Annotated in this window: 11 protein-coding genes; 8 read left to right on the top strand and 3 right to left on the bottom strand. The window is 41.7% G+C overall.

The window, feature by feature from the left end; genetic code table 11:
• Nucleotides 1-6: 6 nt before the first annotated feature.
• The 3 genes from ACOQON_RS17385 to ACOQON_RS17375 all read right to left on the bottom strand — a co-directional run bounded on the left by ACOQON_RS17385 (nt 7) and on the right by ACOQON_RS17375 (nt 2,587).
• Nucleotides 7-408: a TerB family tellurite resistance protein gene (locus ACOQON_RS17385; protein WP_420576698.1), complete on the bottom strand. Its 402-nt coding sequence runs from the start codon at nt 406-408 to the stop codon at nt 7-9.
• Between the two features lie 104 nt (nt 409-512).
• Nucleotides 513-1,202 (bottom strand): ABC transporter ATP-binding protein, encoded by a 690-nt coding sequence (locus ACOQON_RS17380; protein WP_420576697.1) that lies wholly within the window; start codon nt 1,200-1,202, stop codon nt 513-515.
• A complete protein-coding gene (locus ACOQON_RS17375) occupies nt 1,199-2,587 on the bottom strand; it encodes a DUF5687 family protein (protein ID WP_420576696.1) in 1,389 nt (462 codons plus the stop codon). The genes ACOQON_RS17380 and ACOQON_RS17375 overlap by 4 nt, the downstream gene beginning before the upstream one ends.
• Nucleotides 2,588-2,654: 67 nt before the next feature.
• On the opposite strand from ACOQON_RS17375, the gene tpiA reads away from it, so the two are divergent.
• The 8 genes from tpiA to ACOQON_RS17335 all read left to right on the top strand — a co-directional run bounded on the left by tpiA (nt 2,655) and on the right by ACOQON_RS17335 (nt 16,795).
• Nucleotides 2,655-3,419: a triose-phosphate isomerase gene (gene tpiA / locus ACOQON_RS17370; protein ID WP_420576695.1), complete on the top strand. Its 765-nt coding sequence runs from the start codon at nt 2,655-2,657 to the stop codon at nt 3,417-3,419.
• On the top strand, nt 3,419-4,243 hold the full coding sequence (gene prmA, locus ACOQON_RS17365) for a 50S ribosomal protein L11 methyltransferase (RefSeq protein ID WP_420576694.1): 825 nt from the start codon (nt 3,419-3,421) through the stop codon (nt 4,241-4,243). The genes tpiA and prmA overlap by 1 nt, the downstream gene beginning before the upstream one ends.
• A gap of 53 nt (nt 4,244-4,296) precedes the next feature.
• Nucleotides 4,297-9,246, top strand: a complete 4,950-nt coding sequence (locus ACOQON_RS17360) for a hypothetical protein (RefSeq protein WP_420576693.1) — start codon at nt 4,297-4,299, stop codon at nt 9,244-9,246.
• 69 nt (nt 9,247-9,315) lie between these two features.
• Nucleotides 9,316-10,683 carry a dipeptidase gene (locus tag ACOQON_RS17355; protein WP_420576692.1) on the top strand — a complete coding sequence of 456 codons (1,368 nt, stop codon included), beginning with the start codon at nt 9,316-9,318 and terminating at the stop codon, nt 10,681-10,683.
• 3 nt (nt 10,684-10,686) lie between these two features.
• Nucleotides 10,687-12,624, top strand: coding sequence for a thioredoxin family protein (locus ACOQON_RS17350; protein WP_420576691.1), 1,938 nt, complete (start codon nt 10,687-10,689; stop codon nt 12,622-12,624).
• A gap of 18 nt (nt 12,625-12,642) precedes the next feature.
• Nucleotides 12,643-13,953: a peptidoglycan DD-metalloendopeptidase family protein gene (locus ACOQON_RS17345; RefSeq protein WP_420576690.1), complete on the top strand. Its 1,311-nt coding sequence runs from the start codon at nt 12,643-12,645 to the stop codon at nt 13,951-13,953.
• Between the two features lie 99 nt (nt 13,954-14,052).
• Complete coding sequence (locus ACOQON_RS17340) at nt 14,053-14,730, top strand: OmpA family protein (protein WP_420576689.1); 678 nt, start codon at nt 14,053-14,055, stop codon at nt 14,728-14,730.
• 13 nt (nt 14,731-14,743) lie between these two features.
• A complete protein-coding gene (locus ACOQON_RS17335) occupies nt 14,744-16,795 on the top strand; it encodes an OmpA family protein (RefSeq protein ID WP_420576688.1) in 2,052 nt (683 codons plus the stop codon).
• Nucleotides 16,796-16,811: the final 16 nt, after the last annotated feature.

The raw sequence follows: 16,811 nt of genomic DNA, 5'->3' as shown, positions 1-16,811 counted from the left end.
GAGGTTCTACGCTATTATGTACTTCCTCATTCGGTGATTAATACTCCCAAGATTGGGTGTGTCATTGGGGTTGCTTTCCAGAATTCCTGATAAAAACCCGATGACTTTTTCTTCGAAACCAAGGGCCTTGGCAATCTTCTCTCCGAACTTGATTTCACTCAGCAACACTTTCCCGTCAATCTTCATGAGTTTTACAGTGTAGACAAGAATCTCCACTTTGTCATCAAAACCTAAATTCTTGATAAGGCTTCCGGTCTTATCTGCACTTTTGAGAAGCTCCTTGAGCTCTGCCATCGATAGGCCCTCAAGCTCAGCCAAATGACGAATAAATTCTTTCTCAGAGCTATCAAATTCTCCATCAGCTTGTGCGATCCCGAGTAAGGCTCTGAACTTTACAACATCTTTCATGAGTTCTTGATTTATGATCGTACAATTTGATCATAAATATTCGCCCAAAATATTCTTCCAAAATCTATTCGACGAGTAGGCTAAAAAGTGCCTATTAATGACACCTAGTTATCAAAATAAGCACCAAGCTTTTTCATGTTCTCCTCGCTCACAGCTACATCATACTTCACCTGACCCGCTTCAATGAGAATGACCCGATCACACGATTCTGCTATATTTTGCAGGTTGTGACTAGAGACAATCACGCAACGTCCTTGCTCTTTCTGAGCACGGATTAGCTTCCGAAGCTTTGCCTGTGAAGTAGGATCGAGGTGAGCAAATGGCTCGTCCATAATGATGTATTTCGGATCACCGGCAAGCAATGATAAAACTCCGATACGTACTTTTGTTCCTGTGGAAAGATCCCGGATATATTTCTTGTTCTCCTCAATATCCTTATTTGAAAAATCAGAATAATCAGCCAACAGCTGCTCCACATCAAACTGGGAATTCTTCATCTTCAAAATAAAAGTCAAGTACTCTTTGGGCTTTAGAAACTCGATTAAGAAAGATTCATCAATAAACGCATTTAAATGGTTTTGCCAGTCAGCGGAGATGTTCACATGTACATCTTCTACTGAAACATACCCGTCATCCGGTTTTAAAAGATCCAGAACAGACTTAAAAAAAGTGGTCTTCCCTGCCCCATTGTTTCCTACCACTCCTACACATTCTCCTGGCTGTATTTCCAGTTCTTCAATATCGAGTGCTTGAATCCCTCCGAAGGATTTTTTAAGGTTATGAATTTTGATCATGATTTAAAACTTTGCGAAAGGTGATATTTTTTTTGATGATATTTTCTGGCAATTAAATCAGTGATCGGATGAAAAAAGACTAAGCCTACCCCACCAAGAACTCCCAGCAGATAAACAGCATGTTCACCAAGTAAGGGCTGCCCTATTCCATAGATAAAAAGCGGGAGCAGCGTAACTAAAAAACTGGTGACGAAAATAGGTCCGGTTATCATGCCATTGTAATTCATGAAAGAGTTCTCTGTGAGGACAATCTTTGTGTCGTTCAGCGTAGAACGATAAAGCACCAGAGGGATGGTCACACCAACATTATACAGAAAGATGGCAACCAGATTTATCCAGCTTAAATCTCTAATGAAAGTAGATATTGACGCCAATATCAAACCAATAACGCAAGTTCCCAGATAGAATAGGTATCTGGTTTTAATGAAGACTTTCGGGGAAATATTACTAACCAAAAAATCAAAATAGCTTCCTTCCCATCCTAGTGAATACATCCCATGTTGAATAATAAAAAAGCCAGTGGTTATAAAAAACACCAATGTGCCAATCATCCACTCTGTATCAGAGTCAACCAAAAACGGCAACAACAATACACTCACTAAGCCTAGCAGTAAGTTGCTTCGTGTCCTTTTATTTCTTATCAGAAGCGCCCACTCCAACTGAAAAACAGGATTTTTAAAACTTAAAACAGGCAGAGAATCAAGTATTCCACTTGTTTTTTTCTCATCACTTATCACACGATTTTCAATATTTCCCAGCACCAATCGGTAACTCACAAATACTAACAGCAAAAGCAAGAAAGCTGGAACAACAGGATTGATCAGAGCAGAGGCAATATTTGAAGTCGGCAATAAATACTGAACGAGCAAGAGGGTAATAACAGTCAGGGCGATCCCTATTTTTATGCCTTTACCAGCAAATTGGGCAGTTAAACACAGAAAGTGATTGGATAGCCACCAAAGAACGATGGCTGAACTTCCATACCAGCCAAACCATTCAAACGCTTTTGTTGCCATCATCAACATAGAGATGAAAAGCACATAAGGCATAATGCCAAAGAGAGAAGTGAAAAGATATTGAGGAGCAATCGTTTTAGATTGATCTCTCCACAATACGTAATACTTGAGCTTTGGAAATGGTCTTCTGAAAACCAGCCTGATAGCTAAATCCAGCCAAACATAGCTTATTAAAAACAGATAATGGTTATCTGACGGCTGAGAGAAAAAGTCATTTAAAGCAGCGGCGTAAACATCCAACTCGGCATAGGTGAGCGCCATTGGTCCTACGAATATCAATGTCAGTATAATAAAGGCAAAAATTTCGCCATCAAAGGACTTGCTTCTAACAATGGATAGGTAATGATGCCGAATGTAAAAGAGGTTCATTCTGAATCTTTTTAAATGCAAATGCCGCTCGGTTAGTATCATTGCAATCTAAAAACATACACTGGGCATGAGAAAAAAAATTGTAGCAGGAAACTGGAAAATGAATTGTACCCTGCCTGAAGGGAAAAAACTAGCTTCTGAAGTGATCCACATGGTGGAAGATGAAGTGAACAATGATGCAGATGTAATCCTGATACCTCCATTTATTCATCTGACCGGTATCCATAGCCTTATAGGATCAAGTAATAATATCTTTCTTGGTGCTCAGAATTGTCACCAACATCAAAGTGGCGCATTCACCGGAGAAGTTTCTGCAGAAATGCTCATTTCAGCTGGAGCAACATACGTTATCCTTGGTCATAGTGAGCGCCGCGAATATTTCCACGAAACAGATGAGCTCCTTGCAGACAAAGTGAGTTTTGCGCTGGACAACAACCTGACACCCATTTTCTGCTGTGGAGAAAAGTTAGAGGTCAGAGAGGCGGGAAAGCATGAAGATCTGGTAAAAACCCAAGTAGAAAAAGCATTGTTTGGACTAACTAAGGATCAAATCAAAAAGGTGGTCATTGCATATGAGCCTGTCTGGGCGATTGGTACGGGTAAAACCGCGACCGCTGAGCAAGCTCAGGAAATGCATGCGTTTATAAGAAAGCAAATAGCTGATAAGTATTCTCAGGACGTGGCTGATTCTATTTCAATTCTTTATGGTGGAAGTGTGAAACCGGAAAATGCCAAAGAGATTTTCTCTCAGCCTGATGTGGATGGAGGCCTTATTGGAGGAGCTAGCTTAAAGTCTCGTGACTTTACCAATATCGTAAAAGCGTTTGATTGATGGAGTTTATCACCATCAAAGTGACCTGTGACCCAGCTCTCATCGATGTGCTCATTGCTGAGCTGTTTGAGGCTGGTTTTGATTCCTTTCAGGAATTTGATGACGGTTTTGAAGGCAGCTGTGAACAGTCCCAATTTGATGAAGAAAAAGTTGCTGTCCTTTTCAATGAATTTCCAAATGTATCATTTACTGTTCAGGAGCAGGAAAAGATTAACTGGAATGAAGAATGGGAAAAAAATTATGATCCGATTATAGTTGGTGATAAGTGTATCGTTCGTGCCTCCTTTCATGAATCAAGACCTGAATTTCAGTATGAAATCATTGTCACACCAAAAATGTCGTTTGGCACAGGGCATCACGCCACTACCTACCAGGTATTAGACTACCAGATGGAGTTGGGCCACCAAGGGAAAAAAGTGCTGGATGTTGGAACCGGGACAGGCATTCTTGCCATCATGGCTGCTAAACGAGGAGCAAAAGAATTAGTGGCTACCGACATTGACGACTGGTGCATTGAAAATAGTGAAGAGAATTTTACGTTGAATAGCGTGAAAGACGTGACGTTAATCAAAGGGGAAATCGATGAAGTCAAGGAAGCTAATTTTGATATTGTCATCGCTAACATCAACAAAAATGTGCTGCTTGATCAAATTGGTGCATATGCCGATAGATTGAATGAGCGTGGACAGCTAATTCTAAGTGGGTTTTATGAAGATGATATAGATGATTTATTGAGGAAAGCCAATGATTATGGACTTCAAAAAACACATTCTTCTGTCAGAGATCGGTGGGCGATGCTAGCCCTGGAGAAACGCTCCGTCTAAAACCGTCGTTTATTTACGGTACAGTGGGGACTTATAAATATCTTTAACGCTTGATGCGCTCGCTTTTACTTTCAGTTTTGGCCATTCTGCTTGTCGTCTCTGCGGCACAGGCACAACGATATTCCGAAGACAAAACGGAATTTCGAAATCAGGCTATTGCCAAGCTGAAATCCATTGGAACTGAATCTTCCAATAAGATCGCCTTTGACTTTCAAAATGCCTGGGATGGAAAGTTTACCGATTCGCAGCAGGACAAAGCGCACAAAATAGCTTTGACTATGCAGAAGAAAGGATACAAATTTTATCCTTACTTCTACCATTATTTTACCTATCTGGCTTATTCAGTAGCTCAGGAAAACCTGCAAAGAGACAAGCTAGATAAAGTACTCGAAATCAATGAGAAAGTAGTTCAAACACTCTCAAAATCTCAATATAAAGAGTTCCTCCACGGACTTAATATCTACTTCGCAAGGAGATATCTGAGTCTGGATAAAAACCTTTCCGTGCAAGCACTGGAGGGAAGCTATGAATTCAAACTGCTGGGGGATTATGTGGCACCTGACCCCATCCAAGAGGAAGGCATTGAAGAGGATACTGTTGAGCTGATTACAGAGGAAAATATGCCAGTCATTGAAGAGGAACCTGCAGACGATTCCTGGGGAAATGACTCATGGGGAGACAACAATGATAGTTGGGGTAATAATGATTCCTGGGGGAACGATGATAGCTGGGGGGATTCAAACGATTCCTGGGGTGATAGCGGAGATTCCTGGGGGAGCTCAAACGACTCCTGGGGTAACTCAGACGATAGTTGGGGAAGTAATGACTCCTGGGGTAGTGAGCCGGAGGTGGTAGAAGCCCCAAAAGCAGTAAGACCAAGTTACACGCCACCCACCACAAATTATCTCACACTCAAACGATATCAATATGTTCACCCGGAACCTGAAGGGCCTGTCATTGAAATTACCAATGCCCGGCTGGTTATGGCTACCCCGTTTGATTCACTTCGGATCAAAAGTGTAAATGGATCATTTTTACTACAAAATCGAACCTTCACAGCAAGCCAGGGATCGCTGGACTGGCCGGCACAAAATACCAAGTTCCGGGGAACCGTTGTTCAGCTCAAGGAGTTTCACATCAAAAAAGACCGTCCTGAGTTTTGGACTCCCAATGCGACTCTACAGTTTAGTGAACTAACCGGTGGAGAGGTAGAAGGTGTTTTTGAATTCAGAAGTGTAGGAAGACCAAAGCGATCACTTTCAAAGTTTCCCATTTTCACATCTAACAACGCAAATCAAACCGTAAAACTGCCGGATGAAAAGTTAAGCTACACAGGAGGTATTGAGCTGAGAGGAAATCAATTGTTTGGAAAGGCAGTTTCTCGTGAATCCGGCACATTAAAGATCATTGACGGTAAAGGCAACTCGGTTGTTCTTAAATCAAAGGAGTTTGTACTTGGAGATTCCCTGGTATCCATGAATAGTGGATCCATCACCATCCTTCATGGAAGTGATTCGATTTATCATAAATCCGTTCGAGCAAAATATGATGTTTTAACCAAGAAACTCATGGTGCTCCGAAATTCTACGCTCACCCCATACAAATCTTCCTACTTTGATGTGACCATGAATGTCGACCTGATTACCTGGAACATGGAGGAGGATTCGATAGCAATGGAATTAATGAACGGTAAGGATTTGCTACCAGCCACATTTGAGTCAGACGATTTCTTTGATATTATCAGGTACAAAAAGCTGGGGCGGTTTCTGGACTTTCACCCTATCAATGCGGCGGTTTATTATTCCCGCAAATACAACGTGGATGAATTCTATGCCGGCGAATTGGCCATTGAGTTTGAGATCAATGAAAATTTTGCAAAAGCTGCCGGAAAAGTCCTTTCTCAATACGGTTTTGCAGATTACAATGCAACATCGGGTAAAATCAAGCTTTATCCTAAAGCATTTAAGTACTACGACGCATCAGCTCAGAAGGTAGATTTTGATAATCTCATGGTACCATCAAAAATCAAGAATGGTTCTAATGCACATATTGTTCTTGATAGTGGACAATTAAAAGTGAGGGGCGTGAGCAGGTTTTATCTCACCACAGATTTCAAAATATATGCTGAACCAATAGATAGCACGGTGACACTTTTGAAAGGACGAAACCTGGAGTTTAATGGTATGGTGCATGCCGGGGACTTCCAATATAAAGGAACTGGTCATGCATTTGATTATGATGAGTTCATTATCAATATGCCGCAAATTGATTCAATGCGACTAACTGTCCCCCTTAAAGATACCACGAATATCGATGGTGGTTTTGAGCAGGTAACACTTCAAAATGAACTGACTGAAACATCAGGCACGCTGCATATCAACAGCAGCGATAATAAATCAGGAGTAAAAGAAAACAGGCGATATCCCTACTTCAACTCTGATAGCGAAGCAGTGGTATATTTTGATGGAAAAGAGGTCCTGAATGGTGCTTATGATAAATCAGTGAAATTCGTTATTCCTCCATTTGAGGTGGATAGTATCGAGCGTGAAGACGGAGAAAGTATCAGCTTTGAAGGTACCTTCAACTCCGGTGGCATCTTTCCCACATTTCCTGAAACCCTTCGTATCCAAAAGGATCGATCGCTTGGATTTACTCACAAAATCCCTGCAGAAGGTTACAATTTATATGGAACAGAAGCTAAGACCTATGAAGAAATTCGATTGAGCAACAAAGGAATGCGGGGATATGGACAAATTGATTTTCTCACCACCACCATCTATTCTGATGATTTCATCTATTACCCTGATTCGGTGACAAGTGATGGTTCCGGTGGAGTGATTTCTCCTGGCACATACAAAGGAGCCAGCTACCCGGAAGCAGTGCTTGGAAAGTATGACATGTATTGGCTTCCAAGAAAGGACAGCATGTATTTGAATACGGTAGACGAACCATTCAAATTTTATAACTCAACTGCTGAACTTGAGGGCCATGCCAATATCACCACTAAAGGAGTTTATGGCGGTGGAACCTTGATTACAAGAGGTTCTAAGTCGGAATCAGACGAACTGACATTCAAGGAACTTGAATATGGAGCACGTCACGCACAGTTTGAAGTACTAACAGACGACCCTGAGAAACCGGCTATGGCGGGAGATGACATTAGGCTAGACTTTGACCTGACACAGAATACAGCAACAATCAGGCCCGAACGGGTGGGGGTTGCCGCCATATCCTTCCCTTATGCACAAATGAAAACCTCTATCACAGAGGCTGTTTGGGATCTTGAAGACTCTGTGGTAACGATGACCAAACCGGACAATATCCCCATTGAAGATTCCTATTTTTTCACTACACGAGACGATCTCGACTCGCTGGCTTTCAATGCTGAAAAAGCGATCTATGACATTAATTCTCAGGAATTAAATGTGCAGGGCATCCCATATATCATTGTTGCAGACTCGAAAATTATCCCCGAAGGAAACGAAACCACCATTCTCGCAAACTCAGTGCTTCAAAGGTTTGAAAACGCTCAAATCATAATTGACACGCTTAATGGCTATCACTTTCTGGATCGGGCTTCCATCCGCATTTGGTCAAGAAATAAATTTGAAGGAAATGCCTTCTATCAACAAATTATTGGCACTGACACCTTCGATATCCGATTTGACAGCTTTGAATTGCAAGAAGTTCCTGTTGGCGAGCCGGACCGAAGAGGCAACTATGAAACGCGGTTAATGACTGTATCCGGAGGTGAAGTGTTGGAAAATCAGAACCTGATCATTTCGCCCGGGTTTTACTACAAAGGATCCGTAACCATGTATGCATCCAAACCCGCCCTGGATTTGGATGGCCTAATCAAACTAGATCTTGCTGATCCCGGCTATGACTATTGGGTACAGTTTAAACGAACCGAAGGAGAACGCGACGTACAGCTTCCTTTCGACAATGCCTTGCTGGAGAGTGGGGAAAAAGCATATGCAGGCATTCATATGAGTATCAGAGACGAGCTTTATTCCACATTTGTGGAGCCAAAAGAAAATGCGACCGACTTTGATTTTTTCACTGCTAGTGGAACCCTTTCTTATGTTGATTCGATAGATACTTACAAAATTGAAAATCCTGCAAAAACAGATGGATCCTCTTATCAGGGACATTCCATGCTTTACACGGACACCCTTAAGTCATTTATTTTCGAAGGAAAGGCCAACTTTATTAGCCCACTAAATGCGCAAATAAAAGTTGAGTCGTCTGTACTTGGAGTTGGCAATAAAAAAACCAACGAATATACAGCAGATGCCATGTTTGCGATGGAATTTCCAGCACCTAACGGAGCATTTGATATAATGGCTGCAGACCTCATTGAGATAATCGAACGCATCGGTCCTCCACTAGCAAATGATATTTCTTTGGAGCTCCTATATAAGCTGGCAAACTTTACCAATGACGCTACCGCAAAAGAATATGAACAGTCCAGCCTAAAAGACTACACCGCACTAGCCTCTGTTTCGAAAGACCTGGAACGACAACTTTTGATCTCTGGAGTGAAAATGAAATGGGATGCCGAACAAAAAGCATGGTACAACACCACAAAGCTGGCTATTTCCAACATCTACCAGAACGACCTGAACGCCAAGCTCGATGGATTCCTTGAAATCAAAAAAGATGATTCCGGTGCTGAGGTGGTAAATCTGTTTATTCAGGCTGCCCCGGGCATCTGGTATTACATTGGATATACCTTCAATCAGCTGATTCTATATTCTTCCAATGCTGAGTTTAATGAGCTGGTAAAATCCAAGTCCAATGTAGACAGCTCTAAGCCAGGTGAATTGATCATTGCAGTAGGTGATACCAATGAAACGCTCGGATTTATTAACGATTTTAGAAAGAAATACTTCGGGATTGATGAGCCATATAATTTGGTTTCACCGGATGAAATCAAAGTAGAAGATGAGAAATTTGATACTATCGAAGAAGATGATGACGATGGTTTCGGATTTGATTAAGCCATAAATCCGTGATTTTGTGCAGAGCTACTCATCCTGAATTAAGTTTGCCAAAAAATAAGAATCAACATGAGTGCTGTTTCATACATAGAAGAACACAAAGAACAATTTCTCAACGAACTTTTAGACCTACTCCGAATCCCTTCCGTCAGTGCGGATTCCAAATTTTCCGGTGACGTAAGAATGGCAGCCGAATACCTTAAAGTCAAATTTGAGGAACTGGACACACATGTAGAGATCTGTGAAACAGCCGGATATCCAATAGTCTATGCTGAGCATATCAAAGACCCTAACCTGCCAACAGTATTGGTTTATGGCCATTACGATGTTCAGCCAGCAGACCCTTACGAGCTTTGGGACTCCCCACCTTTCGAGCCCGTCATCAAAAATGAAAAAATTTATGCACGTGGATCTGCCGATGATAAAGGACAGATGTACATGCATGTGAAAGCCTACGAAGCATTAATCAAAACGGACAGTCTGCCATGTAATGTGAAGTTCATGATTGAAGGCGAGGAAGAAGTTGGATCGGAAAACCTAGAAGTATTCGTAAAGGAAAATCGAGAAAAGCTAGCTGCCGATGTGATCTTGATTTCTGACACGGCTATGATCAGTAATGAGACCCCTTCCATCAATGTTGGCCTGAAAGGTCTTAGCTATTTAGAAGTTGAAGTAACCGGACCAAATCGAGACCTTCACTCGGGAGTGTACGGAGGAGCTGTTGCAAACCCGATAAATACACTTTGTAAAATGATCGCTTCACTCCAGGATGAGAAGGGTCGGATCACTATTCCCGGGTTTTATGACAAGGTGCAGGAACTTTCAGATGAATACCGAGCCAAAATGGCTGAGGCTCCATTCAATTTGGAGAAATTCAAAAAGGATCTTGATATAGAAGAGGTTCAAGGTGAGGAAGGATATTCAACCATTGAACGAACAGGCATCAGACCAACGCTTGATGTCAATGGTATTTGGGGGGGATACATTGGCGAAGGAGCTAAAACTGTATTGCCCTCAAAGGCACATGCTAAAATCTCCATGCGCTTGGTTCCTGATCAGACCAGCGATGAAATCACCAAGTTGTTTGCCGATCACTTTAAAAGCATTGCTCCAAAATCAGTAAAAGTGAAAGTCACTCCTCACCATGGGGGGGAGCCTGCTGTAACACCAACCGACTCCATAGGCTATAAAGCAGCAGTGAAAGCGATGGCTAAAACCTGGAGGAAAGATCCAATCCCAACACGCGAGGGAGGTAGTATCCCAATCGTAGCTTTGTTCAAAGAGGAATTGGGCCTTGATTCTATTTTAATGGGATTCGGCCTAAACGAGGATGCCATTCACTCTCCAAACGAGAGCTATGGCCTGTTCAATTATTACCGTGGAATTGAAACGATTTCCCATTTCTATCAGTTTTTCACGGATATGTCAAAATCATAATTGATGAAGAAACCAGTCCTTTTTACAGCTTTTTTCTTTCTAATATTCGCAAGCTTCAGTCAGGTGCTGAAGCCCATCGAATGGGAAACAACCCTCTCTAGTAAATCCCCAAGAGTGGGGGATGAGATTGAGGTGCGTTTTAAAGCAAAAATTGAAAAAGATTGGTACCTCTACTCCTCAGACTTTGACCCTGATTTGGGCCCACTGGTTACTGAGTTCACCTTCGAAGAAAACGATTCCTACGAATTATTGGGCGAAATTGATCCGGTGGATCCAAAGAAAAAGTACGACTCCCTGTGGGAAGGAGAGTACACATACTTCAAAAAAGAAGGCCTCTTTATCCAGAAGGTGAAAATTCTAAAAGAGGATTTTAAAATTTCCGGCACCTATTTCTATCAGGTGTGCTCAGATATTGACGGAAAGTGTATTCCGTTTGAAGATGAATTTTCTTTTGGAAGCAAAACCAAACCTGAGGCAGACGGCTTAAAAAAAAAGACTGAGTCAGAAGAAGGAAGTCTTTGGTCGATTCTGATAACGGCCTTTCTGGCTGGACTGGTAGCACTGCTCACGCCATGTGTCTACCCCATGATCCCAATCACGGTTTCTATTTTCCTGAAACAGAGCAAATCGAAAAAGGAAGGGATTGGAAAAGCATTGATATATGGACTATCGATTATTGTTTTCTTTAGTTTACTTGGTTTTCTGATTTCACTCATTTGGGGATTCACGGCTCTCAATGAACTCAGCACCCATTGGCTATTCAACCTGATCATCTTTTCTGTTTTCATCCTTTTTGCCCTATCATTCTTCGGGCTTTTTGAAATTACACTGCCCTCTTCACTAGTAACAAAAATAGACCGGCAGGCAGATCGGGGTGGGCTAATCGGAATTTTCTTTATGGCTATCACACTGGTGCTGGTCAGCTTTTCCTGTACCTTCCCAATTGTTGGTACTGCGCTGATCAATACTTTAAGTGGTGGGAGTATTCTGGAAGGAACAATGGCCATGTTCGGATTTTCTTTGGCCTTTGCTATTCCTTTTACCGGGTTCGCCATTTTCCCCACATGGCTAAAATCCATCCCCGAATCTGGCGGATGGCTTAATTCAGTCAAAGTAGTATTGGGTTTTTTAGAGCTGGCACTCGCACTAAAGTTTTTGAGCGTTGCAGACCTGGCATATCACTGGGGTATTCTTGATCGCGAAGTTTTCATTGCGCTATGGATTGCAATCTTCGGATTATTAGGATTGTATCTAATTGGTAAACTCAAACTGAAAAGTGATACGGATTCCGATAAAATATCTGTCTCCCGATTAATATTGGCAGTCGTCACCTTTTCTTTCACCATCTCATTAATTCCTGGACTTTGGGGCGCCCCTCTGAAATCCCTATCGGGCTTTCTACCACCTATGGCCACCCATAATTTTAATCTCCTTCAAGAGGATGCAGGTGGGACAACTTGTGAAGAACCAAAATTTGATAACATTCTGCATTGGCCACATGGGCTAGAAGGGTATTTTGACTATGATCAGGCTGTCGCTTGTGCCAGAGAACAAGGAAAGCCGATTTTCATTGATTTTACCGGTCATGGCTGTGTTAATTGCCGGGAAATGGAACAGCGCGTATGGTCTGATCCTGAAGTTTTAAGGCGATTGAGCCAGGATTTCGTACTAGTTGCGCTTTATGTGGATGATCGTACAAAGCTTCCTGAAAATGAGTGGTATAATTCTTCCTATGATGGGAAATCCAAGAGGACCATCGGACAGCAGAACGCCGATTTTCAAATCACGCAATTCAATAATAATGCCCAGCCATTTTATGTCATCCTAAATGAAGAGGAAGAACTGCTAATCGCACCCAGGGCGTACAACCTAAGTGTCTCTGGTTTTGTGGATTTTTTAGATAAAGCATTGGAAAACCACCGAAATAACACAGTTTTGTAGCGTTACCAAGCTAATAGCATGAAAAAAACGAGAATCTGGCTCGTAATCACCGGGCTGACCATCGCACTAATTTCGGCTGTATATTTAAAAGCCCCATTGGTTGAGCAAGAAGAATTTATCTCTGAGATAGAGGTCGACTCATCTTTTTTTCAACTCCCTACCCTTCACTACGGATATCCTATCGATTCATTTGAGATCGTTGAGGGAAAAGTGAAATGGAATCAAAACCTCTCCGAGATACTTACCGCTTTTAATATCTCTTATAAGGATCTGCACATATTATCGCAAAGATCTAAAGAGGTCTATGACGTAAGAAAACTAAAGGCCGGCTCCAACTATTCCATTATCCATGACCGGGATTCCTTAAAAACCGCAAGACAGTTCATTTTTGAGCCATCTCCCACAGAATATGTGGTATATAACCTCGCTGACTCGATTTTTGTTGACGTTCAACAAAAGCCTGTTAAGGTTAAAGAGCGGATGCTTGCGGCTGAAATAAATTCATCTCTTTATGAAGCTATATTGGATCAGGGGGCATCTCCCTTATTAGTTGGTAAAATGGTGGACGTATTTGCATGGCAAGTAGATTTCTTTCGGATTGCCGAGGGAGATAAGTTCAAGCTGATTTTTGAGGAAGAAACGGTAGACGGTGAAATTGTCGGGATCAAAAGCATCAAAGGGGCGTATTTTGAACATTGGGGAAAGCCATATTATGCTATCCCATTTCAGACTGAAGAAAAGCTCGATTTCTTTGACGAAGAAGGAAAAAGTTTGAGAAAAACTTTGCTTAAAAGTCCTTTGGAGTATTTCAGTCGTATCAGTTCACGATATTCTCTTCGAAGATTTCACCCCGTTCAAAAAAGATATAAAGCACATCTCGGAACAGACTATGCAGCCCCTACAGGAACACCTATCCGAACAGTGGGTGATGGTGTTGTACTGGAAGCAAGGTATCACGGCGGTAATGGCAATTATGTAAAAATCAAACATAATAGTAATTACACTACTCAGTATTTACATATGTCCAAGATAGCTAGAGGTATAAGACCAGGTACCACTGTAAAACAAGGCCAAACAATTGGGTATGTTGGAAGTACTGGGCTTGCTAATGGTCCACACGTTTGTTTCAGGTTTTGGAAAAATGGCCGTCAGGTTGATGCATTAAAAGTGGATATCCCATCCTCGAGTGGCATTGAAGATACGCAATTGGCAGAATTCAAGGTGTATAGTGATTCAGTCAAAAACATTCTTGATAAGATCGAATATCAGCATCAAGAAACACTTCTTGCCAAAATTCCATCAGATTCAGAGGATGATCCAAATCCATAGAATCCGCAATTAGCCTACATACGTTTGCGGAAACGAACAACTATTCTTTAGTTTTTGCATTTATTTGAGTTATTTTGGCCTAAATCATCCAATAATTCAATGCGAAAAATTTATTTAGTTGCCATTTTTTCGCTCGCTTTAGTCGCCACCACCCTCGCCCAGGTCTCTTCAGACACGTTGGTCATGGTCTATGGTAAAATGCTTAAAGCACAAGACTCTACGCCTGTGGTTGGCAACATACTTTATGAAAAACTTCCATATTATGACGATATGGGAATGGCCTCAACAAAAACAGATGGCTCATTCGAAATTCAGCTTATCCAAGGCGAAACATACAATTTCACAGTAAAAAAACCAGGATTTAATAAATATACTGAGGAAATTAAAGTCACAGGTAATACTAATAAGAACCTGTACATAGAAGAAGATATTCTTGAGCTAAGAAAGCTTGAAAACCTCATTTTCGCCCGTGGTAGCGATCAAATCTCACCTAGCTCCTATCAGGAGTTAAATGAACTTGCCACCTGGATGAATGAAAATCCTACTGTTGTCATTCAGCTTGAAGGACATACTGACTTTGCCGGAAATCCTGATGCCAATATGCGTCTTTCCGAAGCTCGTGTTTTAGCTGTCCAGGAATACCTTATAGATCAGGATGTGAAAAAGAGCAGGATTTTCACCAAGGCATTTGGTGGTTCTCAGCCAGTAACACAGGATCGAACTGATGAGGCAAAAGCCCTCAACAGGAGAGTAGAAGTAAGAGTTATTCGTCGTTAAATTTCCAGACAAAATGAAAAGAATCTACCTAATCATCCTTGCCCTATTGGCAATAAACACACTAAAAGCACAGGAGACGGTTGCATGGGGAACAGAAGTAATTGATGTTTCTTCGGAATACTCTCCTTACGAATATTCTGCAATTCAAACATTGCATAGACCCAACGTACTTCCGAATGGGGGAGAAAATCCAAATGCCTGGAGACCCAAGAACACTAACAAAGAGGAGTTTGTTATGGTCGCTTTCAGAACTCCAATTAAAGCCAAGCAAATAGCGATCGCTGAATCTGAAAATCCGGGTGCAGTAAAGGCTGTTTATGGCTATGATAGTGAGTACAACGAATACTTGCTCTTTGAGCTTACACCACGTGAACTGCCAATAGAATCACGACTTTTAAATCTTTTCTTTGAAGAAACGCCCTATGCAGTTCAGGCGATTAGAGTGGTTTTGGACTGTAGTGTTTCTGAAGGATACAATGCGATCGATGCAATTGGAGTCTCTGCTTCAAACATTCCAATTAATGTATTGCTAAACCTGGCTAAAGGCGTAAATAGCTCTGTAGACGCACAGAAATTAAGCCCCAATGTCAATAGTGATTATGTAGAACACAGCCCAATCATTTCTCCAGACGGAAAAAAATTGTACTTCAGTAGACAGTTCCATCCTGATAATGTGGGAGGAGAGAATGATGCTGAAGATATTTGGGTTTCCGAACTCGACGAAGAAACCGGAGAGTGGCTACCTGCAAGAAATATCGGCCCACCATTAAATACTCAGGGTCCCAACTTTATTAGCTCAATCAGCAAGGTGGGTGATGAAGAGATATTGATTCTAGGAAATCGCTACGGCAAGAAGGGAAGGATGTATACAGGGGTTTCCATGTCAAAAAAACAAGGTGACTCATTTACAGATCCCGAGTCCATTGAGATTGAGAATGAATATAATTACTCGCCAAATGCAGACTTCTTTTTGGCTCCAGGTGGTAAGGCTATGATTATGTCCGCCGAAAGAGATGATACATATGGTGGAAGAGATCTTTATGTCACATTTAAGAAAAATGACGGAACATGGACCGAGCCGATGAATCTGGGCAATGACATTAATTCCATTGGTGAAGACGAATCTCCGTTCATGGCTGAAGATGGCAGAACACTATATTTTTCCTCCGATGGATACACTGGATATGGTGGCGCTGACATTTATGTTTCATTCAAACTGGATGATACCTGGAAAAGATGGTCTGAGCCTGAAAATCTTGGGCCCGGAATCAACAAGGAAGGGAACGATGAATACTTCAGTATTCCGGCCACTGGTCAAAACTTGTACTTTACACGAGGAGAAAAGGGCGAGGACACAGATATTTTCAGCTTTAAGGTTCAAGATCTTTTCTCAGATCAGGTAGAGTCTCCATTAGTGGCATCAGTAAAACACCTAGTGCCAGAGGACATCATTGCTACCGTTTCAGGAACTGTATTAGATGCAAAAACAGAAAACCCAGTGGAGGGTGCAACTGTACTAATCGAGCGACTCCCCGATGGCCTGGATATCGGGCACGCTGCTACCGATGAGACAGGAACATTCAAGTTCACAGTACAAGGCGGATGGCAATACGGGCTTGTGGGAGAGGCGGAAGGATACATTTCCGAGACAGAGCGATTGGATTTTGTCGAGTTGAAAAAATCTGATACTGTTGAGAAATTCATTCGAATCTTCCCAATCCAAAAGGGTGAAACTATCGAGTTGAAAAACATTTTCTTTGATTTTGATAAAGCAGAATTAAAGACTGCCTCCTATCCAGAGCTGAATAGAGTGCTTGATTATCTGGAAAGAGGAACCATTGAAAAAATTCTCATCTCTGGTCATACAGATAGCGTAGGTGACGAAAACTACAACATGAATTTATCTGGTAGAAGAGCCAAAGCTGTTATGGATTATTTTATTAAAAATGGTATCAGCAGAGATCGTCTGACTTACAAAGCTTTCGGTGAAACTCAACCAAAAGTTGCTAATGATACACCGGAAAACAGACAGAAGAATAGACGGGTGGAATTCCAAATCCAGTAGTGATTAAAAAGAGATT

It is taken from the genome of Ekhidna sp. (genome assembly GCF_965221965.1).
GTDB lineage: Bacteria > Bacteroidota > Bacteroidia > Cytophagales > Cyclobacteriaceae > Ekhidna.
The sequence above is the reverse complement of the archived record's forward strand: the minus strand, read 5'-3'. Positions and strand labels throughout refer to the sequence as shown.